Source organism: Janthinobacterium sp. GW456P, assembly GCF_002127655.1.
GTDB lineage: Bacteria > Pseudomonadota > Gammaproteobacteria > Burkholderiales > Burkholderiaceae_D > Janthinobacterium.
This window is the reverse complement of the sequence record NZ_NEHB01000036.1, coordinates 26,316-48,790: the sequence shown is the minus strand read 5'-3', so window position 1 is coordinate 48,790 and position 22,475 is coordinate 26,316. Positions and strand designations below refer to the sequence as shown.

Below are 22,475 nucleotides of genomic sequence, written 5' to 3'. Positions count from 1 at the left end.
GCGGCACCCGCCAATGGCCCCAGCCAGGCTTCGTGCCGCGCCGGAACGCGCAGCTGCAGCGAAGACAAGCCCGCCAGCGCATACAGCATCAGCGCCACGCCCAGCGCGACGACGGCCCAGGCGCCGCCGTCGGCCGGCATCACGGCGCCGCCCGCCACAGTGCCGGCCATGACGGCCGCCAGCATGGGCCACAGGCGGCGCAGCAGGTCGCGCAGTCCGGGGCCGGCCGCCACCTGCCAGAAATTCGTCACCATCGACGGCACGATCAAGAGGGCCGCCGCCTGCACGGGCGGCATGACGAGGCTGAGCGTGCCCATGGCCACCGTCGGCAAGCCCAATCCAACTACGCCCTTGACGAAGCCAGCGACGAGGAAGCTGGCGCCGACGGCCAGCAGAAATGACATCTCCATTTTTTCTGTTCCACAGTGAATTGCGTGGATTCTGCGCGTGCTGGCGGATTTCGCCAAGGTGGATTATTTTGAGTCAGCCTCAGTAAAATACGAAGGCTGGTAAGATGGTGAAAAGGGGAGCCGTCATGCGCTTTGATCTGGTCGATTTGCAGCTGTTCGTCAACGTCGTGGAGGCGGGCAGCCTGACGGCGGGCGCCGCGCGCAGCCACCTGGCGCTGGCGTCAAGCAGTGCGCGCGTGCGCGGCATGGAAGAGATGCTGGGCATGCCCTTGCTGCTGCGCGGCCGGCGTGGCGTGGAGCCGACCCCCGTGGGCCAGACCTTGCTGCATCACGCGCGCCTCGTATTGCTGCAAATGGAGAAAATGCGTGGCGAGCTTGGCGAATTTGCGCGCGGCCTGAAAGGGCAGTTGCGGCTGCTGTGCAATACGGCCGCGCTCAGCGAATTTTTGCCCGAGGCGCTCGGTGCTTTTCTCGACCGCCATCCGAACCTCACCATCGACCTGGAAGAGCGCCTCAGTTACGATATCGTCAAGGCCGTCTCGGAAGGGCTGGCCGACATGGGCATCGTGTCCGACTCGGTCGACATGCGCGGTTTGCAGACGTTTTTGTTCCGCCCCGACCGGCTGGTGGTGATCGCCGCGGCCGACGGCGTGCACCACCGCGCTCTGGGCCAGGATGGCGTCGTCGCGTTCTCCACGCTGCTGGATCACGATTTCATCGGCCTGGCCGACGACAGCGCGATGCAGCAGTACCTGGGCATGCATGCGGCGCGCCTGGGCCGCCCCTTGAAGGTGCGCGTGCGCCTGCGCAGCTTCGATGCCGTCTGCCGTATGGTGGCCAGCGGCGTGGGCATCAGCGTGGTGCCGCTGGCGGCTGCCAGCCGCTGCCAGCAGACGATGGCGCTGCGCTGCCTGGAATTATCCGATCCCTGGTCGGTACGCAATCTGACGATCTGCGTGCGCCAGTTCAGTGAATTACCCCTGTATGCGCGCCAGTTGATCGATCATCTGAAGGCGTGACAGGGCATGACAGGAGCAGCGATGCGTTTTTCAGAAGACAAGATGGCCAGCCTGCTGTGCAGCGACCGGGTCGAGCGGCCCATCCACATCTGGCAGCCGGAGCATCCCCGCGCCGTGATCCTGGCGATCCACGGCGGCATGGCGCATGCGGGCGATTACGTCACGCCGGCGCTGTATTTCCGCCAGCACGGCATCGCCACCGTCAGCTTCGATATGGTGGGCCACGACGGCAAGCGCAAGGTCGATATCCCCTCGTTCGACGCCTTCCTCGATGACGAGGAGCTGTTCCTGGCCTGGGTCAAGCAGACGTATCCGGGCGTGCCCGTGTTCGTCATGGGCCACTCGATGGGCGGCCTGATCGCCACCCACCTGGGGCTGCGCCGCTTTGCGGGTGACCCGGCCATCAAGGGATTTGTGATTTCGTCGCCGTATTACGTGAATGCGATACCCGTGCCGAAGGTGCTGCAGATGCTGTCGGGCTGGCTGGCGCGGCGTTTCCCGACGATGAAGGTGCCACTGGGGAATCTGACCATGCTGCTGACGCACGACCAAACCATCACCGCGCGCCATTTCCAGGACGAGCGCGACGGCATCCGCGCCAGCGCGGCGTCGGTGCGCTTCGCCCATGCGCTCACGTCGGCGCAAAAGGCGCTGGCGGGCGGCTTGTCGGACTGGCGCTTCCCCCTGTTCGCCGTGGTGGCGGGCGACGACAAGCTGGCCGACAGCCGCGCCACGGAAAGCCTGCTGCGCAGCGTGCCCGATGGCTTGCTCGACTATCATTTTTACCCAGCCAACTATCACGAGAATTTCAATGAAGTGAACCGCGAGACAATCTTTGCCGCCATCCTGGACTGGATGGAAAAATTGCTCGCACCCGTGCCGGCGTGAGGCGCCAGTATCGTTATAATCGATTTGACTGAATTGACCGTCGGCGCATGCCGGCCCGGTCCCCGCGGCACAGGGGAATACTCAAGGAACGAACGATGCGCTTGCTGATTGCCCTGATACTCCCATGGCTGACCTTTTTCACGATCGGCCGTCCGATCGCCGGCATCATTTGCCTGATCCTGCAAATCACCGTGATCGGCTGGCTGCCGGCCACGATCTGGGCCGTGTATGCGCTGAGCCAGTACAAGACGGACCAGAAAATCGCCGACGCCATGCGCCGGCGCTAAGCTAAGGCTGGCCTAAGCTGCGCTTCCTATCTTGATTCAACCGACATGAGGAGAGTGAGATGGCATTCAACAGACGCGGTACCTTGACCCTGGCGGCGGCAATGCTGGCCGCCGGGCTGTTGCTGGGAAGTGCGGCGCAGGCCCAGACCGATAACGCACTGCCGCCCGTGCAGAAGAGCGGGGCGGTGGAGTACCTGAGCGGCGGCATCGGCCTCGATGAGTCGACGGCCATCAAGAGCGCCAGCCGGCATTGGCCTTTGAGCCTGGTGTTTTCCGTGCAGGCGGCGGGCAAGGCGGAATTTGCCTCCGACGTGAAGCTGGAAATACGCGACGCCAAGGGCGCGCCGGTGCTGGACACGACGGCCAGCGGACCGTTCCTGCTGGCGAAACTGCCGCCAGGCAGCTACAGCCTGCGCGCCACCCTGGCCGGCAAGACATTGGAACGCAAGGTGCAAATCAAGGCGGGCAGTTCCGCGCGGGTAGAGCTGGTCTGGCCGGCGGGAACGAATCAAGGTAAATCCTGATGGCTGGCGACGGCAAGGCGCCTGAACAGGGCTTGTCGGCGCGGGGCTTGTCGGCACATATCCTGCCCACGTCGGCGACGATGGTCGGCGTGTGCATGACGGTGCTGTCGATCGGGCATTTGGCGCCGCGCGGCGAGGTGCGCGTGGCCATCGACAAGCTGCTCGCCGTCGATGCCATCGTTTTTCTCGTCAGCGCCGTGCTCTCGTTCATGTCGCTGCGCCCCGGCCAGTCGCGCTTGCGCTACGAATCGTGGGGCGAGCTGCTGTTCATCTGCGGCCTGGCGCTGCTGGCGCTGGGTGCCGTGGTGCTGGCCTTCGTCATCAACTGACCGCGAGCACGCGCCCTTCGGCAGCGCTTTGCAACGCCAGTTCGATCAGGCGTATCGTCGCCGCCGCATCCTCGGCCGCCACCGGCGCCGGCGCGCCGCGGCGGATGGCGTCGGCCATGCCCTGGTAAAAGTCCTGGTAGCGGCCCGCCTGCATTTCCAGGTGTTCGCAATGGCCGTCCGGCTGCGTGCCCAGGTGCAGCGCGCCGCGCACGGGGTCCACGCCCCAGCCCGGCTGGCCTGGTCTGCCGCCCGCCTTCAGGGCGTCTTCCTGCGGGTCGAGGCCGAATTTCACGAAACTGCCCTTGTCGCCATGCACGGCGAAGCGCGCCGTCGGCGCCTTCACCAGGCAGCCCGCTTGCAGCACCACGCGCAGCCGGTCGTAGTACAAAACGAGATGCATGTAGTCGACGGCTTGCGCGCCATCGCGCTGCAGGGCGATATCGGCGTACAGTTTTTCCGGCTTGCCGAACAGCTGCATGGCCTGGTCCAGCATGTGCGGACCCAGGTCGTACAGCAGGCCGCCGCCCGGCGCGGCGGACTCGCGCCAGCGCTGGCGGATCTCGGGGCGGAAACGGTCGAAGTGCGATTCGACGCTGGCGATGCGCCCCAGGGTGCCTTGCGCCAGCAGCGCTTTCAGGGTCAGGAAGTCGCCATCCCAGCGCCGGTTGTGATACACGCTGAGCACCAGCTTGCGCTCCTTCGCCAGCGCGATCAGGCTCTGCGCCTCGGTGCTGGAAATGGTGAACGGCTTGTCGACCACCACGTGCTTGCCCGCCTGCAGGGCCGCCTGCGCCAGGCTGAAATGCGCCTCGTTGGGGGCGGCGATGACGACCAGTTCGATCGAGGCATCGGCAAACAGCTGCGCCGCATCCGCATACACGGCGGCGTGCGGCCAATCCTTGTGCACGAGGTCCGGCTTGCTCGAGGCGACCGCCGCCAGTTCCAATGCATCGATGGCGGACAGGACGGGAGCGTGGAAGGTGGAGCCGGCAAAGCCGTAGCCGACCAGGCCGGTTTTGATCTTGTTCATGGCGTGTTCACAGGTGCGTGGAAGAATCCACGATCATACCCGCAAGCGGGCGGCGGCACCGCTGCTGCAATGCTGCTGCGATGCCGCTGCGCATGTCTTAGTTCAGGCTCCAGACGTATTGCACCTTGACGCTGGCGCCGACCGGCTTGCCGCCAGCGAGGGCCGGCTTGAACGTGCATTTGGCAATGCCGCTGCGCGCTGCCTCGTCGAGGGCCGGATGGCCGCTGCTCTTGACCACGCTCGAACCCGTTACCTTGCCGGCGGCATCGACGTCGAAAGACATGTTGACCGTACCCGTTTCCTTGGCCTGCAGCGATGCGGCCGGGTAGACCGGTTTGCCGCACACGCCAAAGTCGATGACGGGGCGGCGCTCCAGCACGGGTGCGCTGTCGGCGGCGACGGCCTGGCCGTAGATGCCGAGGCAGGCGCCGGCCAATGCCAGCAGCGGCACGGCCGCCTTCCAGTTCAGGGCTTGTGGTGCGGGGCGCAGCAATCGTTTGATACGTGACATAAGATCTCCTCCGTTGGCCGCCTGGGCCAGGTGGTGGGTTGAGAACTGGAGACGTTCCAGTTCCGAGAGTGCAAGAGCCAGACGCCGCGGTTCGCCCAGTTGTCTTGCTGCGAAATCATCTGCAATGTGTTCGCGTTCGAGGCGCACGCCGCGTGAAATCCACCAGACGGCAGGGTGGAAGAACAGCAGCGCCTCGATGGCGTTTTGCAGCAGGTTGAGCAGATAATCGTGGCGCCGGATGTGCGCCAGTTCATGCGCCAGCAGCGCGTCGAGCAGGTGCGGCGGCATGCCGGTGACCAGGGCTGCGGGCACCAGCACCATGGGCCGCCAGATGCCGGCCGTGAGCGGACTGGCGATGCCATCGAGCACGCGCAGTCGCACGGGCCGCGCCACGCCGGCATCGTGCGCCATGCGCGACAGCCTGGTCTGCAGTTGTCCATGCGTGGTGCCCGTGTTCCTGGCGCTGCGCGCTATCCACAGCATGCCCAGCGCCATGCGCACGGCCAGCACGGCGGCGCACAAGGCCCACACGCCGACGACGGCGCGCAGCAGCAGGTCCAGGTCGGGCAGGCTGTCGGGTGCCAGCAGGGCGGCGGGCAGCAAGGCGCTGGAGTACAGGGCGCCCGTGGCATCGCCGCCCGCCAGGCGCCAATACAAGCCCGCCGCCGGCCATGCCAGGCAGGCCAGCAGGGCGCCGCAACCGACGGCGTAGCGCGCCTCGGGACGCGCATTGCGCAGGGCGGCCCACGCCAGCGCCGTGGCGCAGCCGATCAGCAAGCCTTGCCACAGGAAGTGCAGCAGGGTCCAGCCCAGCGCCGGCACGACGCCGCTCATGGCTGATCGTCCTTGAGCATTTTTTCGATTTCTTCGCGTTCGGCGCGCGACACGCCCGTGCGCAGCGCCGCCAGCACCAGCGCCTTGGCCGAACCGGCAAAGGCTTTCTGCATCAACTCCTTGAGCAGGTTCGTCTGCAGGCTGTCCTGCGCCTGCGCCGGCGCATACACGTGCGAACGCTGGCTTGCGTCGCGGATCAGCAAGCCCTTGCCATGCATGATCTGCATCAGGCGCAGCACGGTGCCGTAGGTGATGGCCGGCTTGGCCAGCGCCATCGCCTCGTGCACCTGCTTGGCCGTGGCGGCGCCCAGCGGCCACAGCGCTTGCAGCAGATCGAGTTCGGCCGCCGTCGGTTTCGGGATGTCGGGTGTCTTGGCCATGCTGTTTTCCTCTTGCCTGAAATTCAATAGGGCTAGATTAATCGTTGTAGACAGAAATGTATACTTTAATTTTCAAATGGAGCACAAGCTGCATTTATGCGATGAAATGAACTAGACAGCACGGTATAGATGCGCCGCTTGGCAGGTAAGCGCACACGCGGCGGCGTCGAGATAATTGCATTATGGAAATTATCATGTAATCATCTTCTATTCCTGCTGGAATATAGTTGATCTCGCCGATCATCTGGATATGGCCGAGCGCTCATTTACTCTCTCCCTTACTCTCCCTTACTCTGCCATGCGCCTTAAAGAAATTTTGCTGTTGACGACCTGTACTCTCGTGCTGGCCGGATGCCATACCACGCGCTCCTCTCCCCGCTATGTATTTGCAGATACCACGCAGCCGTCGGCCAGTCTGGCGATTCAATCGATCCATACCGGGTCGCGGCAAAAAGCCACCGTCGACCGCAATGAAGTCGACTGTGCTCCCGACGGCAAGTGGAAGGCGCAACGCAGCTTCGAGCTGGCCAGTTTCCAGGGCGCGAAGTTCAGCGATCCGCCGGTCATGGTGCGCCTGCCGGAAGGCATGTCGCATTTCTTTGTCAATTTCCCTGTCGGTTCATCGAACGAGTGTTCGATGTCCTTTGCCGCCTACCTGGAAGCGGGACATAGCTACACCTTGAAGGCCGATGGCCATCTGGGCGCCTTCTTTTCCCTTGACCCCGGCGGTTGCCGTGTTGCCGTGATCGATAACGACACCGGGCAAGCCAAGCATTTGATTAAGGGGCCGCACGCGCAATCGCAATTCGGTTCCGTGTACTGTCCGAATCCGGCGCTGTTCGCTGCCGCTGCCGAAGCTGCTGAGCACGCCGCAGACGCTGCTGCCGCTGCTGCCGCTGCGGCAGCAGCGGCCAAGTAAGGCGTGGCGGGCGCCGCCCAGGGCGGCAAGGGGAGGGGCGCAGGCATCGCCAGATACCTGGCATGCCAGTTTCTCCATTAAAAAAAGACGCCGCGGCGTCTTTTTTTGAGGGGAATGGAGGGGCGCTTATTCCGCCAGCTTGGCTTTCAGCAGTTCCGTCAGCTGGGCCGGGTCGGCCTTGCCTTTGGAGGCCTTCATGGACTGGCCGATCAGCGCGTTGATCGCCGCTTCCTTGCCGGCGCGATACTGCTCCACCGACTTGGCGTTGGCCGCCAGCACTGCGTCGACGATGGCTTCCAGGGCGCCCGAGTCCGAGATTTGTCTCAGATCCTTGGCATCGATGATGGTATCGACCAGGTTCTCGTCGTTTGACTTCGCTTCCCACATGCCAACGAAGACTTCTTTTGCCGCCTTGTTCGAGATCGTGCCATCGGCGATGCGTTTGAGCATGGCCGCCAGCTGCGCGGCGGAGACGGGTGCGTCGTCCAGGTCCACGCCTTCGCGGTTCAGGGTCGACGAGACGTCGCCCATCAGCCAGTTGGCGGCGGCCTTGGCGTTTTCCTTGCCGGCCTTCTCCACCACGGCAACAAAATAAGTGGCCATGGCTTTCGACTGCGTCAGCACCAGCGCATCGTAGTCCGGCAGCGCGTATTCGCTGATGAAGCGCGCGCGCATGGCGGCCGGCAGTTCCGGCATCGATGCCTTGACGGTATCGATCCAGGCTTGCGAGATGACCAGCGGCGGCAGGTCAGGGTCCGGGAAGTAGCGGTAATCCTGGGCGTCTTCCTTGCTGCGCATTTCGCGCGTTTCCTTGCGGTCCGGATCGTACAGACGCGTCGCTTGCACGACCTTGCCGCCGTCTTCGATCAGTTCGATCTGGCGGCGCACTTCGACGTGCACGGCTTCCTCGATGAAGCGGAAAGAGTTCAGGTTCTTGATTTCGCAGCGGGTGCCGAATTCCTTCTGGCCGACGGGACGCACGGAGACGTTGACGTCGCAGCGGAACGAGCCTTCCTGCATGTTGCCGTCGCAAACGCCCAGCCACATGACCAGCGAGTGCAGCGCCTTGGCGTAGGCCACGGCTTCGGCGGCGCTGCGGATTTCCGGCTCCGAGACGATTTCCAGCAGCGGCGTGCCGGCGCGGTTCAAGTCGATGCCGCTCATGCCCGCATAGTCTTCATGCAGCGATTTTCCCGCGTCTTCTTCCAGGTGGGCGCGCGTCAGGTTCACCGTCTTGGTGACGAATTCGCCGTCCTTTTCGTAGCCGAAGGTCAGGGCGCCGCCGATGACGACAGGGTCTTCGAACTGGCTGATCTGGTAGCCCTTGGGCGAATCGGGGTAAAAATAGTTTTTACGCGCGAAGACCGAGTGCGGCGCGACGGTGGCGCCCACGGCCAGGCCGAAGCGGATCGCGCGGTCGACCGCTTGCTTGTTCATCACCGGCAGCACGCCCGGCAGCGCCAGATCGACGGGGCTCGCCTGCGTGTTGGCTTCGGCGCCGTACTTGATCGGCGAACCGCTGAAAATTTTGGATTCGGTCGTGAGCTGCACGTGGTTCTCAAGACCGATGACGACTTCCCATTGCATAGTGTTCTCGCTTATTGTCTGGTGGCGCCGCCTGGGCGGCGCGAATTTTTTCTTGATTTTCTTAAATGCCGGCAGGGCTGCGCGTATGCCAGTCCGTCACTTGCTGGAACTGGTGGGCCACGTTCAGCAGCTTGGCTTCGCCAAAATAATTGCCGATGATTTGCAGGCCGACGGGGCGCTTGCTGTTCTTGTCTCCTGCGCCGAAGCCGCAGGGAATCGACATGCCGGGCAGGCCCGCCAGGCTGGTCGACAGGGTGTAGATGTCGGCCAGGTAGTTCGCCACCGGGTCGTCCGTCTTGTCGCCCAGGTCCCAGGCGACGGTCGGCGCGACCGGCCCCATGATGACGTCGCAGACGGCGTTCGGGCCATTCAGCACGGCGTCGAAATCCTGCGCGATCAGGCGGCGGATTTTTTGCGCCTTCAGGTAGTAGGCGTCGTAGTAGCCGTGGCACAGCACATAGGTGCCGACCATGATGCGGCGCTGCACTTCCGGGCCGAAGCCCTGGGCGCGCGACTTCTTGTACATGTCCTGCAAGTCTTTGTACTCGGCGGCGCGGTGGCCGTAGCGCACGCCGTCGTAGCGCGACAGGTTCGACGACGCTTCGGCCGGCGCGATCATGTAATAGGCCGGAATCGACAGGGCCGTATTCGGCAGCGAGATGTCGACCAGGGTGGCGCCCAGCTTTTCATACTGCGCCAGTGCGCCGCGCACGGCCGCTTCCACGTCCTTGGCCAGGCCTTCGCCGAAGTACTCGCGCGGCACGCCGATGCGCAAGCCGGTGAGGGGTTCATCAAGACTGCGCGAAAAATCTTCCGCCACGCCGCCCTGTTCCGGCGACAGGCTGGTCGCGTCGCGTTCGTCGAAGCCGGCCATGGCGGTGAGCAGCAGGGCGCAGTCTTCGGCCGAGCGGGCCATCGGGCCGCCCTGGTCCAGCGACGAGGCAAAGGCGATCATGCCGAAGCGCGAGACGCGGCCATACGTCGGCTTGATGCCGGTGATGCCGCAAAAAGCGGCAGGCTGGCGGATCGAGCCGCCCGTATCGGTGCCGGTGGCCGCCGGTGCCAGGCCGGCCGCCACGGCGGCGGCCGAACCGCCGGACGAGCCGCCCGGCACGGCGTTCTTGTCCCACGGATTGCGCACGGCGCCGAAGGCCGAGTTCTCGTTGCCGGAACCCATGGCGAATTCATCGCAATTGACCTTGCCCAAAGTGACCATGCCAGCCGCCTGGAATTTTTCCACCACGGTGGCGTCAAACGGGCTGGCGTAGTTGGCCAGCATTTTCGAGCCGGCCGTCGTGCGCCAGCCTTTCGTGACGAACAAGTCCTTGTGCGCGATCGGCACGCCCGTCAACGGCGTGGCCGTGCCGGCGGCGATGCGCGCATCGGCGTCGGCTGCTTGCGCCAGGGTCAGGGCACGGTCGACGTGCAAAAAGGCGTTCGAGTTGTCCGCTTCGATGCGGTCGAGGAAATGCGTCGCCAGTGCAACGGCGGAAATTTCCTTGTTCTGCAAAAGCGTGGACAGCTGTTTGATGGATTTTGTATGCATGGCGTTTCTATTTTTATCTATTCGGCAGGATTGTTTTTTGTGCACTGCGCCGTTCTAGCGCCTGACAGAAGCGTCGCGACGCGCAGTAGCTTATGTCAGGTGCCAGTTATTCGATCACTTTAGGCACGAGATACAGTCCATCCTGTACCTTCGGTGCCACGGCCTGGTAGGCGTCGCGGCGATTCTGTTCCGTGGCGACGTCCTCGCGCAGGCGCAGGGCGATATTGTCCATGTGGGCGGCCAGCGGGTGGCTCAGGGGCGCCACGCCATCGGTATTGACGGCTTGCATTTGTTCCGCCAGTGCAAAAATCTTGTTCAATTGGGCCAAAGACGTGACGGCCTGGTCGTCGGCCATTTCAAGTTGGGCCAGGTGGGCGATGCGTTTTACGTCGGAGAGTGTCAGGGACATGGCGAATGGCGCGGAGTGCCGCGCATTAGTATTAAGTTGGCGTTTTGATAAAACGCGGGTATTTACTGCTATTTTGCTCACAAAAATCGAGGAATGCCGCGTAACTCGCGGCTGCAAGAGTCGCACTTTTCCATGGTTTTTGAGCAAATCGCATTCAAATTATAAGGTAGAATGGCGGGTTAATGCGTTGCCGGCGCTGATGGACCGCTGCCGCAGCATAGAAAAGATTGCGCAAGCGCCAAGCGAAACCCGAAAAAATCGCCTCCACGGATTTTCAGGGTGCCTGAAAGCGCCCGCTTTGAAACTCCCCATAAACAGCTTTTGCGCAGCTCGATGCGCTACAGGACACTCATGTTTGGTTTTTTACGCAGGTATATCTCCACCGATCTGGCCATTGACTTGGGCACGGCCAACACCCTTATTTATGTACGCGGCCTCGGTATCGTCCTGGACGAACCCTCCGTCGTCGCCATCCGCCAGGAAGGCGGTCCGAATGGCAAGAAGACCATTCAGGCAGTCGGCAAGGAAGCCAAGCAGATGCTGGGCAAAGTGCCGGGCAATATCGAAGCGATCCGTCCGATGAAAGATGGCGTGATCGCCGACTTCACCGTGACCGAACAAATGCTCAAGCAATTCATCCGCATGGTGCATGACTCGAAATTCTTCCGTCCATCGCCGCGCATCATCATTTGCGTGCCGTGCGGTTCGACCCAGGTCGAACGCCGCGCGATCCGCGAATCGGCCCTGGGCGCCGGCGCCTCGCAGGTGTACCTGATCGAGGAACCGATGGCAGCGGCCATCGGCGCGGGCTTGCCCGTGTCGGAAGCGACCGGCTCGATGGTGGTCGACATCGGCGGCGGCACGACGGAAGTGGGCATCATCTCGCTCGGCGGCATGGTCTACAAGGGTTCCGTGCGCGTGGGCGGCGACAAGTTCGATGAAGCCATCGTCAACTACATCCGCCGCAACTACGGCATGCTGATCGGCGAACAGACGGCCGAAGCCATCAAGAAGGCCATCGGTTCGGCTTTCCCTGGTTCGGAAGTGAAGGAAATGGAAGTCAAGGGCCGCAACCTGTCCGAAGGCATCCCGCGTTCGTTCACCATTTCCAGCAACGAGATCCTCGAAGCGCTGACCGACCCGCTGAACAACATCGTCTCAGCCGTGAAAAACGCGCTGGAACAGACGCCGCCGGAACTCGGCGCCGACATCGCCGAAAAAGGCATGATGCTGACGGGCGGCGGCGCGCTGCTGCGCGACCTGGACCGCCTGCTGATGGAGGAAACCGGCCTGCCGGTGCTGGTGGCCGAGGACCCGCTCACCTGCGTGGTGCGCGGTTCCGGGATGGCACTGGAACGTATGGACAAGCTCGGCTCGATCTTCTCCTACGAATAATCTGACAGAAGGGCCGGAAACCATTCCGGCCTTTTTTTGGTTTTGGCGCCGGCGTCTGACCGGGGCCTGCACGTTGGCGCACTGCGCCTGGCCTGATTATTGGAAGTCATGGAATACAGTCCTCCGCCACTTTTCAAACAAGGCGCCTCCGCCCGCGTCAAGATGATGGTGTTCGCCGGCATTTCTATCGCCCTGCTGCTGGTCGATTCGCGCATGCACGCGCTGACGGCCGTGCGCCAGGCGGTCGGCACCGTGCTGTATCCGGTGCAGATGGCGGCCCTGGTGCCGCGCGACGTGGCGCTCGGCGTCGGCAATTACTTTTCTTCGTTGTCGGCCCTGGAAAAACAGGTGCGCGACCTGAAGCACGAACAGATCGCCTCGGCGCAGATACTGCAGCAGGCGCAGCTCAACATCGTTGAAAACAACCATTTGCGCAAGCTGATGGAAGCGCGCGAGCGCGTGCCCGTCAAGACCATGATGGCCGAAGTGCTGTACGACACGCGCGATTCGGCCACGCGCAAGATCGTGCTCGATCGCGGCATCCAGCATGGCGTGGAACTGGGCCGCCCCGTGATCGACAACCTGGGTGTGGTGGGGCAGGTCACGCGCGTGTTCCCGTTCACCTCCGAAGTAACGCTCCTGACCGATGAAGAGCAGGCCATTCCCGTGCAGCTGCTGCGCAACGGCGTGCGCAGCGTGGCCATCGGCCGCGGCAAGTCGGGCACCATGGAGCTGCGCTTCACGGCCCCCAGCGCCGACATCCAGATCGGCGACATCGTCATTACCTCGGGCCTCGACGGTCTGTACCCGGCCGGCCTGGCCGTGGCGCGCGTGACCCTGGTCGAGCGCAATGCGCATGGCCCGTTCGGCCGCGTCGTGTGCCAGCCGCTGGCCGGCATCGAACGCAACACCCAGCTGCTCATCCTGATGACGTCGCCCGATATTCCGCCGCGCCCGCCCGCCGAAGATGTCAAGACGGGCCGCAAGATCGCCGGCAAGATGGCGCCGATCAAGGACCCGGCCAAGGAGCCTGCGGCTGCCGCCGCGACCGCGCCGGCAGCGAAACCGCCCGTCAGCCCCGCGCCGAAACCGGCCGCGCCTGCAGGACCTGCCGCAACGCCTGTAACAACGCCAGCACCTGCCGCCGTGCCACCGAAGGAAGCGACACGATGAACCGCCCGCATTACATCCTGCTGCCGGTCAGCCCCCTGTTCATCGGTTTTTCCCTGCTGTGCGCTTTTTTGCTGAATCTGCTGCCGTGGGGCCAGTTCGTCGGCGTGCCCGATTTCGTCGCGCTGGTGCTGGTCTTCTGGGGCGTCCACCAGCCGCGCAAGGTCGGCATCGGCGTGGCGTTCTTCATGGGCCTGATGATGGACGTGCACGACTCGACCCTGCTGGGCGAGAATGCCTTGGCGTATACCTTGCTGTCGTATTTCGCCATCATGATGCACCGGCGCGTGCTGTGGTTCCCCATCCTGACGCAGGCGCTGCACGTGCTGCCGCTGCTGCTGCTGACGCAGGCGCTGCAATTGCTGACGCGGCTGATCGTCTCGGGCCGTTTCCCCGGCTGGCTCAATTTCATCGAGAGCTTCGTCGCCGTCGCCCTCTGGCCTTTCGTGACGTGGATCCTGCTGGCGCCGCAGCGCCGTGCCGTGGACCGTGACCATAACCGGCCGATCTGACGGGCGCCTGCCATGACCGAACTGAAAAATACCGAGCGCGAACTGCATTTTTTCCGCATGCGCCTGACCATCCTGGGTGCGCTCGTCTTCGTCTGTTTTTCGCTGCTGCTGGCGCGCTTCATCTGGCTGCAGGTGATCAAGCACGAAGACTACGCGACCAAGGCTGAAGACAACCGCATCGCCGTGGTGCCCATCGTGCCCACGCGCGGCCTGATCCTCGACCGCAACGGCGTGGTATTGGCGCGCAATTACTCGGCCTACACGCTGGAAATCACGCCGTCGAAATTGAGCGCCAGCCTCGATTCGGTGATCGACGAGCTGTCGATCCTGGTGCAGATCGACATCAAGGACCGCCGCCGCTTCAAGAAGCTGCTGGAAGAATCGAAGAACTTCGTCAGCGTGCCGCTGCGCACGCGCCTGACGGACGAGGAAGTGGCGCGCTTCACGGCGCAGCGTTTCCGCTTCCCCGGCGTGGAAGTGCAGGCGCGCCTGTTCCGCCAGTATCCGATGGGCGAGGTGGCTTCGCACGTGGTGGGCTTCATCGGCCGCATCAACCGCAATGAAGCCAAGGCTCTGGAAGAGGGCGAGGACGCGGCCAACTACAACGGCACCGACCATATCGGCAAGGAAGGCCTGGAAAAAAGCTACGAAAAGCAGCTGCATGGCACCACCGGCTACGAAGAAGTGGAAGTGTCGGCCGGCGGGCGCGCCATGCGCACCCTGTCGCGCACGGCGGCCACCCCCGGCAACAACCTGATCCTGTCGATCGACATCGAACTGCAAAAAGTGGTCGAGGAAGCGTTCGGCGAATGGCGCGGCGCGGCCGTGGCCATCGACCCGGCCACCGGCGACATCCTCGCCTACGTCTCCAAGCCAGGCTATGACCCCAACCTGTTCGTCGACGGCATCGACCAGCAAAGCTGGAACGAACTCAATACCTCGCTGGACCGGCCGATGGTCAACCGTCCCCTGTCCGGCACCTACGCGCCCGGCTCGACCTTCAAGCCCTTCATGGCGCTGGCCGCGCTGGAACTGGGCAAGCGCACGCCGAGCCAGTCGATTTCCGATCCCGGCTTCTTCATCCTCGGCGGCCACACCTTCCGCGACGACAAGGTGGGCGGCCATGGCACGGTGGACATGCACAAGTCCATCGTCGTCTCGTGCAACACCTATTACTATCAGCTGGGCCGTGACATGGGCATCGACGCCATCCACGACTTCATGAAGCCGTTTGGTTTCGGCCAGCTGACGGGCATCGACCTGAATAATGAAAAGACGGGCGTGCTGCCGTCGACGGAATGGAAGCGCAACCGCTTCAAGACGCCGCAGCAGAAAAAATGGGTGGGCGGCGACACGATTTCGGTGAGTAACGGCTCCGGCTACAACTCCTACACGCCGCTGCAGATCGCCCACGCGACAGCCAACCTGGCCAATAACGGCGTGGTGATGAAGCCGCATCTGGTGAAGATCATCGAAGACGCAGCCACGCGCGCGCGCACCCTGACAGTGCCCAAGGAAAGCTACCGCATCGCGCTCAAGCAGGAAAACATCGACACCATCAAGCGCGCCATGGTGGGCGTGACCAGCGAGCAGGGCGGCACGGCCGCGCGCATCTTCACCGGCGTGCAGTACACGGTGGGCGGCAAGACGGGTACGGCGCAGGTGGTCGGCATCAAGAAAAACGAGAAGTACAATGCCAAGCTGCTGGCCGAACGCCTGCGCGACAACGCCCTGTTTACGGCCTTCGCGCCGGCCGACAAGCCGCGCATCGCGATCGCCATCGTGGTGGAAAACGCGGGCTTCGGCGCCGGCGTGGCCGCGCCGATCGCGCGCAAGGCGCTCGACTACTACCTGCTGGGCAAGCGCCCGAGCGACAAGGAAAAGGACACCACCAAGGTGCCCAAGGAAGATGTCGACGAAGTGCGCACCCTGGAAGAAATCACCGACGAGCAGGCCGCCCCGGCGGCGCCTGCCAGGTAACAATGAAACGTTTCCCATTACGCGAGGCGCCCGCCATGGCGGCGCGCCAGATCCAAGGCAATAAGGAAGCACATGCCCATTAACGAGAGGCGCTCGCTGTGGCGGCGCGCCAAACCCTATCTGGCGGTGTTCGATCCGCCGCTGATGATCATCATCCTGATGCTGCTGTGTACCAGCCTGCTGACCCTGTATTCGGCCAGCATCGGCATCCCCGGCAAGATCGAGGACCATCTGCGCAACATCATGCTGTGCTTTTTCGTCATGTGGGTGGCGGCCAACGTCACGCCGCAGATGATGATGCGCATCGCCGTGCCCGCGTACACGGTATCGGTGATCTTGCTGGTGGCCGTGGCGCTGTTCGGCACCATCAAGCTCGGTGCGCGGCGCTGGCTGCATATCGGCGTGATCGACATCCAGCCGTCCGAATTCCTGAAGATCGCCACGCCGCTGATGCTGGCCTGGTTCTTCCAGCATAATGCGGGCGCCCTGCGCTGGAAGTCGTTCGCCATCGCCGCCGTGCTGCTGCTGGTGCCCGTCTACCTGATTGCGCGCCAGCCCGACCTGGGCACGGCGCTGCTGGTGGTGGCGGCGGGCTTTACCGTCATCTTCCTGGCCGGCCTGTCGTGGAAGGTGCTGGCCGGCTTGCTGATCACCTTTGTTTCCTGCCTGCCGATCGCCTGGTCGCATCTGCATGATTACCAGCGCGACCGCGTGATGATGCTGATCGACCCGACCAAGGACCCGCTGGGCAAGGGCTTCCATATCATCCAGTCCATCATCGCCATCGGTTCGGGCGGCATGACGGGCAAGGGCTGGACGCACGGCACGCAGGCCCACCTGGAGTTTGTGCCGGAGCGCACCACCGACTTCATCTTCGCCGTTTATTCGGAGGAGTTCGGCCTGGTCGGTAATCTGATTTTGATGCTGATGTATTTGCTGCTGGTGGGACGGGGGATGATGATCGCCGCCAACGCCCCCAGTTTTTTCACTCGCCTGCTGGCAGGAGCGATAACAATGATTTTCTTTACGTATGCGTTTGTAAACATGGGCATGGTCAGCGGCATCGTGCCGGTGGTCGGCGTTCCCCTTCCATTCCTCAGCTATGGCGGCACCGCGCTGCTGACCCTGGGCGTGGCCACCGGTATCCTGATGAGCATTCAGCGCCACCGCAAGCTGGTGCAGACCTGATGCGGGCGCCTTTCGACACCTTCGCCATGCGCGGGCTGAGCCTTGCCGCCTTGCTGACCCTGGCCGCCTGCGGCACGGCGCCGCACAAGCCCGCATCGAACAACGTGCCGCTGCCGTCCGGCGGCAAGGTCAAGGTACCCGTGCGCCAGGATCCCACCTTGCCGGCATTGCCGGCGGCCGGCTCCGGGCGCGGCGGCTATTACAAGGATGACGGCCCGGGCGATAATCCGCCCGCCAACCTGCGCGACGTGCCCGATGCGGAAGTGCGCAACGAGCCGTATTCGACGCGTTCGAACCGCCCGTATGTCGTCTTCGGCAAGACGTATACGCCGATCACCGACAACGAGCCATTCAAGCAGACGGGGACCGGCACCTGGTATGGCAAGAAATTCCATGGCCAGCGCACCTCGTCGGGCGAAATCTACGATATGTACAAGATGACGGCGGCCCATCCGACCTTGCCGATTCCATCGTATGCGCGCGTGACGAGCATCGACAGCGGCGAGCAGGTGATCGTGCGCATCAACGACCGCGGCCCGTTCCACGCCACGCGCGTGATCGACGTGTCCTACACGGCGGCGCTGAAACTGGGCTTTCTCGGCAAGGGCAGCCACCAGGTGGTCGTCGAACGCCTGCTGCCGGCCGATATCGACGCCATCCTCGCCGCCCGTGCGGCACCCAAGCCGGTGCCGTCGGTGGTGGCCATTTCCATCGATACGCCGGTGGAAACGGGCGCCGTGGTGCAGCCGGAAGTGTCGTCGCAGATGCTGCCCGTCGATGCGACGGTGGCCATGCCGGCTCCGGCGGCGCTGGCCAGCGGCTTCTATTTGCAGCTGGGCGCCTACTCGCGCGCCGACAATGCGGAAACGGGACGTTCGCGCCTGGCGCCGTACGCGGCAGCCTTGGGTACCCTGGGCGTGGTGCAGGCCGGTAACCTGTTCCGCCTGTATGGCGGCCCGTTCTCCAGCCGCGCCGAGGCGGCGCGGGCGGCGGCGAATTTGCCGGAATCGACGGGTATCAAGCCCATCGTCATCGAAAGATAAGCGCGGGTCGGATCAGGTGCGAGGCGCCGTCATCCGGCGCGATTGTCAGGCGTTATTTACAGGAGCGCAGTTCCTGCTCCGGGAACTGCGCCTTGATCTTTTCGAGACGTGCGCGCGTGGCGGCGTCGAGGTCGCGGAACTGGTAGGCGAATTGCTTGCTGGCGCTGTAGCGCGGCGCGACGCGGGCGCTGTGCACGCCCTGTTTGTTGAGCGTTGCCAGCTGGCTTTGCGCGCTCGTTTCCGACTTGAATACGCCCAGTGAAATACCCCAGCGCAGCGGACTGCTGTCGTTCATGATGAAGTAATTCGTCACGCCCAGCTGCTTCAATTCGCCGGCCTTGCGGTCGGCGCCTTCCTTGCTGCCCTGCGGCGGGATGTACACCATGTAGCTGGAAATGTCCTGGCCGGCCACGTTGCGGCGCGACTGGCGATCGCCCAGGTCCAACGCGGCCACTTGCGCTTCGAAGCGGCGGCCATCGGCCAGCAGGAAATTGCCCACTTCCGTGCACGCATACGATGGCGGCGGCGCCGGTGCGGCGGGCGCTGGCGCCGCAGCTGTTTCGGCCGTCGGCGGGGCCGCGGGCGCCGTCGCCTGCTCCTGAGTCAGCAAGGTGAGCTTGCCCGCCTGCAGCTGGTTTTTCAGGCGCGCCGGCTCGCGCGTCTCGCTGCGAAAACTGCCCAGATAACCCTGGCCGATGGCCAGTACCAGCAGGTTGACGCCGGCCAGCAGCCAGAAGACGAATTTCAGCATACGTGGTTTCCTTGTGTTCCTGCCGCCCCGGCGCGCGCGGCCGCCTGCAGGCCGATCATGACGATATTGTCTACCAGGTGCAGCGGTACCGCCAGCGCCAGGGCCGGTGCGATGCGCGCTGCGGCGCCGCCCGACAGCAGGCAGGCGCTGGCGCCGTGCATGCGCACGGCCCGTTCGATGGCGCCCGCCTGCGCCGCCAGGCAGCCGGAGAGGATGGCGTCGTCCGTGTTGTCGGCAAAGCCGGCAGGCAGCATGGCGTCGCTGGCGATGTGCGGCAGCTGCGCCGTGTTGCGCGCCAGCGAACTGGCCATCAGTCCCAGTCCAGGCAAGATCATCCCGCCGAGGAAAACGCCTTCGGCCGTGATGGCGTCGATGGTGGTGGCGGTGCCGCAATTGGCGACGATGACGGCCTGGCCAGGCGCCAGCGCGTGCGCGCCGATGGCGGCGGCAAAGCGGTCGCAGCCCAGTTGCGACGGCGCGCGGTAGCCGTTCGTGAGGCCCGCCAGCCGCGGCAGCGAGACAAAGTCACGCGGCACGACCGGCAGCATGGCGCGCAGGCGCGTGCCGATGACGGCGCCGGCCACGTTCGACAGCAGCGCTGCGCTGATGGCGAGTGGCGCCCAGTGCGCCGCCAGGGTGTCGATCTGCGCATGCGCGACGGCGCCGCTGGCCAGCCAGCCGCCGGCCGCGCTGTCGGCGGCCACGAGCGCCCATTTGATGCGCGTATTGCCGGCGTCGATCAGCAGCAGCATGCGCTTACTCCCCGAGCAGGCGCAGGGACACGTCGCCGGACATGACTTCCTGCAGGCCACCATCGGTGCGCAGCAGCAGGCGGCCCAGCTGATCCACGCCGGCCGCCACGCCTTGCTGCAGCAGCTGGCCGTTGTCGAGGATTTTCACGTGCTGGCCCTGCCAGGCGTGCAGCGCGTTCCAGCGTTCCGTAAACGGCGCAAAGCCCGTGTCGTCGAATTCGGCCAGCACGCCGGCCAGGCGGCTGAGCAGGGCCGCCACCAGGGTGTTGCGCTCCATCTGCGCCAGCCAGGGTACGGCCGAGACGCTGCGCCCGATTCTTTGTTCCAGCGCATCGGGCATCAAGAGATTGATGCCGCAGCCGATCACGGCCCACACGCCGCCATCGGCCGCCTGCTGCGTCTCGACGAGGATGCCGGCCAGCTTGTGGCCATCCTTGAGCATGTCGTTCGGCCATTTCAGCTGTACCGGCACGCCCAGCGCCGTCATGCTTTCGGCCAGCGCCACGCCGACGGCCAGCGGCAGGCCGACCAGCCGGTGCAGCGGTCCCTTGAAGCGCCAGGCCAGCGAGAACATCAGGCTGGCGTCCGCCTGCGACACCCACGGCCGTCCGGCACGTCCGCGTCCGGCCGTCTGCTGGCCGGCGATGCGCAGGGTGGGGCCGGCCAGGGTGGCGCAGCGCGCCAGCAAGTCGGCGTTGGTCGATTCCGTTTCGTCGACCACTTCGATGGCCACGTGGGAGGCGCCCGTGGCGCAATGGGCGGCGATGGCCGCGCTGTTCAAGTCTGAGTGCTTCGTCATGTTGGTCAGTTCAGTTGCGCGCCTTGTGCGGCGCATTCGCGAAGGCCCGGTCGTAGACGGCATTGGGCAGCGCGCGCAGCAGCTTGGCGACGACGCCCATCTGCCACGGGATCACGCGGTAGCTGTCGCCGTCGGCGATGGCGCGCGCGGCGCGCACGGCGAATTGCTCGGCCGGCATCAGGAAGGGCATGCGGTAGGCATTGTGGCGCGTCATCGGCGTGTCGATGTAGCCGGGCGTGATGGTGACGACATTGATGCCCGCCGGTTTCAATTCCAGGCGCAGCGATTCGCAGTAGCTGATGACGGCCGCCTTCGAGGCGCTGTAGGCTTCGGCGCCGGGCAGGCCGCGGATGCCGGCCACGCTGCCGATGCCCACCAGGCGTCCGCTGCCCTGGTTTTTCATGGCGGCGATGAAGGGCGCGAAGGTGGCGACGGTGGCCGTGACGTTGATGGCGATGAGGCGCGCGAAGGCGTCGAGGTCTTCCGCGTGTTCGCTCAAGGTGCCGTAGGACACGCCGGCGCTGGCGATGACGACGTCGATGCCGCCGGCATAGGCGATGAAGTCGCCGGCCGCGCTTTTCAGGGCGGCGTGGTCGCACACATCGACGGCGTAGGCGCGGTGGCGTTCAGGGTGGGGCAGGGAAGCGATCAGTTGCTGCAGCGTGTCGCGGCGGCGGGCCAGCAAGCCCAGCTGGGCGCCCTGGCGCGCGTACTGCAGCGCCAGGGCGGCGCCCAGTCCGCTTGACGCGCCCGTGATGAAAACGCGGTGCATCAGGCGATGTCCGGGCGCGCCAGGGAAGTGGCCATGCTTATTTCTTTTCCGCTTTGGCTTTCGCGACCAGCACGTCCATCACGGTGAGCGCCTGGGCGTTCAGCTGCTCTTCGTTCTTGGCCGACTTGCTGCCTTGATCGGCTTGCGAAGGCGAGGTGATGTAGCGGCCGTCGATGGCGATCATGGGCCAGAACGTCACGTTATAGCCCTGCATCATGGCGTCGGCGCGGCGCACGCGGGCCGAGACGCCCATCGAGCGGTAGGTGTCGATGAATTTCTGGCGATCCACGCCCTGCTTGGCGACGAAGTCGAAGACGGCGTCGTCGGTGTTGAGGCGGTTGCGTTCCACGTGCATGGCGTGGAAGACGCCGGTGTGCAGCTTGTCGACCAGGCCCATGGCTTGCAGGGTGAAGAACAAGCGCTGCTGCGGCGCCACGCTCTCGTCGCGCGACACGTGCACGCGCTTGAAGACGATGTTGTCGCCCTGTTTCTTGACCCAGGCCGCCAGCTGCGGCTCGAGCACGTTGCAATGCGGGCAGTAATAGGCGAAGAATTCCGTCACTTCGATTTTCTTGCCCGATTCCGTCGCCTGCGGCGTGGCCAGGGTTTCGTATTCGACGCCGTTCTTCGGCTCGGCGGGCGAGGCGGACGCGCCCAGGGCGATGCTGCACAGGGCGGCGGCGAACAGGATTTTCTTCAGAAAACGCATGCTGGTTCCTTATTTTTGGTTGCGGACGACGGCGACATCGATGCCGTTTTCAGACAGTTTGGTGCGCGCGCGGTTCATCGCTTCGAGCTGGTTGAACGGCCCGATGCGCACGCGGTGCAGCACGCCGGCATCGGTGCTGCGGTCGCTGATGGCCGCTTCGAAGCCGAGCAGCGCCAGTTTGCCGCGCGTGCTTTCGGCGTCCGACATGTCATGGAAGGCGCCGGCCTGCAGATAATAAATCCATTTGTCGCTGGCTGCATCGGCCTTGGCTTCTTTCACGTCGGCCTTGGCTTGCGGTGCTGGCGCCGCTGGTGCGGCCGCCGGCGTTTTCGGCGCCGGCTTGTCCTTCAAGGTACCGATCAATTCCTGCAGCGCGTCCGGCGGTGGCGCTTTGGGCTGCTGCGCGGTGGCAGGCGCCGGCGCCGGCGCGGCCGGCTGCGTCGGCGTGACGATCTCGCGCGGCTCCTTGGAGAAGTCGCGCGCCGCTTCCTTGGCCGCTTCCTTGTTGCCGTACATCGGCTTGTTCGGGTCGGCGATCTGGCCGGCCGTCGGTTCGGCCGATTTGCCGGCCTTGCCCGATTTGTCGGTGAAGGGCGAGGCGCCCTTGGTGATCACCAGGGCGACCACCACGGCGATGCCCAGGCCGATGACCAGGCCGATGATGATGCCGACCAGGGTATTGCCCTGCTGGCGCCGGGTCGAAGAGAAGCGGGAAGCATGATTCATTGACG

25 protein-coding genes are annotated in these 22,475 nt (G+C 64.5%); 12 read left to right on the top strand and 13 right to left on the bottom strand.

What is annotated here, in order from left to right:
• Positions 1-410, bottom strand: a 410-nt coding sequence (locus tag CBW66_RS29545; RefSeq protein WP_253251346.1) for a sulfite exporter TauE/SafE family protein, incomplete at its 3' end; no start/stop codon positions are given.
• Between the two features lie 125 nt (positions 411-535).
• Between CBW66_RS29545 and CBW66_RS24885 the strand changes: the two genes are divergently transcribed.
• The 5 genes from CBW66_RS24885 to CBW66_RS24865 all read left to right on the top strand — a co-directional run bounded on the left by CBW66_RS24885 (position 536) and on the right by CBW66_RS24865 (position 3,457).
• Positions 536-1,429 (top strand): LysR substrate-binding domain-containing protein, encoded by an 894-nt coding sequence (locus CBW66_RS24885; protein WP_070222806.1) that lies wholly within the window; start codon positions 536-538, stop codon positions 1,427-1,429.
• A 21-nt stretch (positions 1,430-1,450) separates the two neighbouring features.
• On the top strand, positions 1,451-2,317 hold the full coding sequence (locus CBW66_RS24880; RefSeq protein ID WP_086139849.1) for an alpha/beta fold hydrolase: 867 nt from the start codon (positions 1,451-1,453) through the stop codon (positions 2,315-2,317).
• Between the two features lie 95 nt (positions 2,318-2,412).
• On the top strand, positions 2,413-2,604 hold the full coding sequence (locus CBW66_RS24875) for a YqaE/Pmp3 family membrane protein (protein ID WP_086139848.1): 192 nt from the start codon (positions 2,413-2,415) through the stop codon (positions 2,602-2,604).
• A gap of 59 nt (positions 2,605-2,663) precedes the next feature.
• A complete protein-coding gene (locus CBW66_RS24870; protein WP_086139847.1) occupies positions 2,664-3,128 on the top strand; it encodes a carboxypeptidase-like regulatory domain-containing protein in 465 nt (154 codons plus the stop codon).
• Positions 3,128-3,457: a hypothetical protein gene (locus CBW66_RS24865; RefSeq protein ID WP_086139846.1), complete on the top strand. Its 330-nt coding sequence runs from the start codon at positions 3,128-3,130 to the stop codon at positions 3,455-3,457. Before CBW66_RS24870 ends, CBW66_RS24865 begins: the two co-directional genes overlap by 1 nt.
• Here the strand turns inward: CBW66_RS24865 and CBW66_RS24860 are convergent.
• From CBW66_RS24860 to CBW66_RS24850, 3 genes are all read right to left on the bottom strand, one after another.
• Positions 3,450-4,487, bottom strand: a complete 1,038-nt coding sequence (locus tag CBW66_RS24860) for an oxidoreductase (protein WP_086139845.1) — start codon at positions 4,485-4,487, stop codon at positions 3,450-3,452. The two genes, CBW66_RS24865 and CBW66_RS24860, sit on opposite strands and share 8 nt — an antisense overlap.
• A gap of 97 nt (positions 4,488-4,584) precedes the next feature.
• Positions 4,585-5,832, bottom strand: a complete 1,248-nt coding sequence (locus tag CBW66_RS24855; protein WP_086139844.1) for a M56 family metallopeptidase — start codon at positions 5,830-5,832, stop codon at positions 4,585-4,587.
• Entirely contained in the window at positions 5,829-6,212 is a 384-nt protein-coding gene (locus CBW66_RS24850) for a BlaI/MecI/CopY family transcriptional regulator (RefSeq protein WP_086139843.1), read from the bottom strand. Before CBW66_RS24850 ends, CBW66_RS24855 begins: the two co-directional genes overlap by 4 nt.
• Positions 6,213-6,387: 175 nt before the next feature.
• Here CBW66_RS24850 and CBW66_RS29120 point away from each other — a divergent pair, with 175 nt between their 5' ends.
• Positions 6,388-7,131 (top strand): hypothetical protein, encoded by a 744-nt coding sequence (locus tag CBW66_RS29120; protein WP_170933062.1) that lies wholly within the window; start codon positions 6,388-6,390, stop codon positions 7,129-7,131.
• Positions 7,132-7,257: 126 nt separating this feature from the next.
• Here the strand turns inward: CBW66_RS29120 and gatB are convergent, their stop codons facing one another.
• The 3 genes from gatB to gatC form a co-directional block, all read right to left on the bottom strand.
• A complete protein-coding gene (gene gatB / locus CBW66_RS24840) occupies positions 7,258-8,733 on the bottom strand; it encodes an Asp-tRNA(Asn)/Glu-tRNA(Gln) amidotransferase subunit GatB (RefSeq protein ID WP_276206276.1) in 1,476 nt (491 codons plus the stop codon).
• Between the two features lie 46 nt (positions 8,734-8,779).
• Entirely contained in the window at positions 8,780-10,264 is a 1,485-nt protein-coding gene (gene gatA, locus CBW66_RS24835) for an Asp-tRNA(Asn)/Glu-tRNA(Gln) amidotransferase subunit GatA (protein WP_086139840.1), read from the bottom strand.
• Between the two features lie 106 nt (positions 10,265-10,370).
• The gene (gene gatC / locus CBW66_RS24830) at positions 10,371-10,673 is read right to left on the bottom strand and encodes an Asp-tRNA(Asn)/Glu-tRNA(Gln) amidotransferase subunit GatC (RefSeq protein ID WP_070222787.1); all 303 of its coding nucleotides are present in this window, start codon (positions 10,671-10,673) and stop codon (positions 10,371-10,373) included.
• Between the two features lie 351 nt (positions 10,674-11,024).
• Between gatC and CBW66_RS24825 the strand changes: the two genes are divergently transcribed.
• The 6 genes from CBW66_RS24825 (at position 11,025) to CBW66_RS24800 (ending at position 17,961) form a co-directional block, all read left to right on the top strand.
• Positions 11,025-12,068, top strand: a complete 1,044-nt coding sequence (locus CBW66_RS24825) for a rod shape-determining protein (RefSeq protein ID WP_010393186.1) — start codon at positions 11,025-11,027, stop codon at positions 12,066-12,068.
• A gap of 108 nt (positions 12,069-12,176) precedes the next feature.
• The gene (mreC, locus tag CBW66_RS24820; RefSeq protein WP_086139839.1) at positions 12,177-13,241 is read left to right on the top strand and encodes a rod shape-determining protein MreC; all 1,065 of its coding nucleotides are present in this window, start codon (positions 12,177-12,179) and stop codon (positions 13,239-13,241) included.
• Positions 13,238-13,750, top strand: a complete 513-nt coding sequence (mreD, locus tag CBW66_RS24815) for a rod shape-determining protein MreD (RefSeq protein WP_086139838.1) — start codon at positions 13,238-13,240, stop codon at positions 13,748-13,750. The genes mreC and mreD overlap by 4 nt, the downstream gene beginning before the upstream one ends.
• Positions 13,751-13,762: 12 nt before the next feature.
• On the top strand, positions 13,763-15,730 hold the full coding sequence (mrdA, locus tag CBW66_RS24810; protein ID WP_086139837.1) for a penicillin-binding protein 2: 1,968 nt from the start codon (positions 13,763-13,765) through the stop codon (positions 15,728-15,730).
• Positions 15,731-15,802: 72 nt separating this feature from the next.
• The gene (gene rodA, locus CBW66_RS24805) at positions 15,803-16,918 is read left to right on the top strand and encodes a rod shape-determining protein RodA (RefSeq protein WP_086139836.1); all 1,116 of its coding nucleotides are present in this window, start codon (positions 15,803-15,805) and stop codon (positions 16,916-16,918) included.
• Entirely contained in the window at positions 16,918-17,961 is a 1,044-nt protein-coding gene (locus CBW66_RS24800) for a septal ring lytic transglycosylase RlpA family protein (protein WP_086139835.1), read from the top strand. Before rodA ends, CBW66_RS24800 begins: the two co-directional genes overlap by 1 nt.
• A gap of 52 nt (positions 17,962-18,013) precedes the next feature.
• Here the strand turns inward: CBW66_RS24800 and CBW66_RS24795 are convergent, their stop codons facing one another.
• The 6 genes from CBW66_RS24795 to CBW66_RS24770 are packed head-to-tail and all read right to left on the bottom strand — an operon-like array spanning position 18,014 to position 22,470.
• On the bottom strand, positions 18,014-18,712 hold the full coding sequence (locus tag CBW66_RS24795) for an SPOR domain-containing protein (RefSeq protein WP_086139834.1): 699 nt from the start codon (positions 18,710-18,712) through the stop codon (positions 18,014-18,016).
• Positions 18,706-19,464: a type III pantothenate kinase gene (locus tag CBW66_RS24790; RefSeq protein ID WP_086139833.1), complete on the bottom strand. Its 759-nt coding sequence runs from the start codon at positions 19,462-19,464 to the stop codon at positions 18,706-18,708. Before CBW66_RS24790 ends, CBW66_RS24795 begins: the two co-directional genes overlap by 7 nt.
• A 4-nt stretch (positions 19,465-19,468) precedes the next feature.
• On the bottom strand, positions 19,469-20,263 hold the full coding sequence (locus CBW66_RS24785; protein ID WP_086139832.1) for a biotin--[acetyl-CoA-carboxylase] ligase: 795 nt from the start codon (positions 20,261-20,263) through the stop codon (positions 19,469-19,471).
• A gap of 10 nt (positions 20,264-20,273) precedes the next feature.
• The gene (locus tag CBW66_RS24780) at positions 20,274-21,035 is read right to left on the bottom strand and encodes an SDR family oxidoreductase (protein WP_086139831.1); all 762 of its coding nucleotides are present in this window, start codon (positions 21,033-21,035) and stop codon (positions 20,274-20,276) included.
• A 37-nt stretch (positions 21,036-21,072) separates the two neighbouring features.
• Positions 21,073-21,744 (bottom strand): thiol:disulfide interchange protein DsbA/DsbL, encoded by a 672-nt coding sequence (locus tag CBW66_RS24775; RefSeq protein ID WP_086139830.1) that lies wholly within the window; start codon positions 21,742-21,744, stop codon positions 21,073-21,075.
• Positions 21,745-21,753: 9 nt separating this feature from the next.
• On the bottom strand, positions 21,754-22,470 hold the full coding sequence (locus CBW66_RS24770) for an SPOR domain-containing protein (RefSeq protein WP_086139829.1): 717 nt from the start codon (positions 22,468-22,470) through the stop codon (positions 21,754-21,756).
• Positions 22,471-22,475: the final 5 nt, after the last annotated feature.